General features: G+C 52.0%; 1 protein-coding gene and 2 pseudogenes. All 3 read right to left on the reverse strand.

What is annotated here, in order from left to right:
* Positions 1-74 precede the first annotated feature (74 nt).
* Positions 75-290: pseudogene (locus tag BBW68_RS00975) on the reverse strand (GNAT family N-acetyltransferase); the annotation flags it as partial.
* A 59-nt stretch (positions 291-349) separates the two neighbouring features.
* Positions 350-787 carry a D-aminoacyl-tRNA deacylase gene (gene dtd / locus BBW68_RS00980; RefSeq protein WP_070133628.1) on the reverse strand — a complete coding sequence of 146 codons (438 nt, stop codon included), beginning with the start codon at positions 785-787 and terminating at the stop codon, positions 350-352.
* A pseudogene (locus BBW68_RS15320) lies at positions 784-980 on the reverse strand (YhjD/YihY/BrkB family envelope integrity protein); the annotation flags it as partial. The pseudogene BBW68_RS15320 and the gene dtd, both read right to left, overlap by 4 nt.
* Between the last annotated feature and the right edge of the window lie 156 nt (positions 981-1136).

The raw sequence follows: 1136 nt of genomic DNA on the forward strand, positions 1-1136 counted from the left end.
GAAGAAAACGAAAGCAACAACGTTCGAGTAATTCAAAGGGGGTGGGTCAGAATTCGATCGGTATTGACAGCACAGCGGATAGCGGCTTCGTTATCGGCATTGATATAGAAGCGGGCAACGGCAACCGGATCGCCGTGTTCATCCACCACCATCTGATGATGCGCCAAGGCATCCCAGGCGTCACGCTCGGCCCCCAGCGGCTGATGCAGCGGTTTGCGCAGCATCTCCCAGCGAAACCGGTAGTAGGTATCTAGCTCTTCTGCGGTTTCAGGTGCGCAGAGGTGATACATAAAATGGTTCTCTCTGTCTGAGCCCGTCAGGCCATTCCTTTGCCGCTCGGCCAGCTGCGTCAAACCTGCAGCCAGAAAGTGACGGGACCATCGTTGACCAGCGCCACTTTCATGTCGGCGGCAAAACGTCCGGTTTGCGTGGTAGTCCCTTTTTCGCGACAGCAGGCGGTGAAGTAGTCATACAACTCTTCGGCAACATCTGGGGCGGCCCCGCCGGAGAAGCTCGGGCACATCCCTTTTTTGGTGTCTGCCGCCAGCGTGAACTGCGAAACCACTAGCACGCTGCCCCCGACCTGCTGCACGTTTAGATTCATTTTGTCATTTTCGTCGCCGAAAATACGGCTGCCCAGCACTTTATCAACCAGTTTGCGAGCGCTCTCCCGGGTATCTTCTTTTTCCACTCCGAGCAGGATCAGCAATCCCGGCCCAATCTTACCTAGGGTTTCGCCCACTACCGTAACGCTGGCAGAAAGTGCCCGTTGAATTAATGCAATCATGATTCCTCGTTTTCTCTTTCTTGTTCTTCTTGTTTCAGCTGGAGGTAATCACCCAGCGTGGCGGTAATTTCCGCCCCTAATAAAACAATACACCACGTCCAGTACACCTACATGAACAAAATGGGATAACGGCAAGCACGCCGTAAATTAACTGGTACGAGGGGAACATCGTAACATATAGACAGGCCCCCTGAATATCCAGACAGGTAGACACTCTTAAAATAAGAGGTAGTCATAAAACTATGTTTAGCACTGGTCACAACGATAAAATAATTGAAATCCTGTCCGGACCTGAGCGTAGACGCCGTCGCACGCCACAGGAAAAAATCGGACACTGTTGCAAAGATAT

The organism is Candidatus Erwinia dacicola, from assembly GCF_001756855.1.
GTDB classification, from domain to species: Bacteria; Pseudomonadota; Gammaproteobacteria; order Enterobacterales; family Enterobacteriaceae; genus Erwinia; species Erwinia dacicola.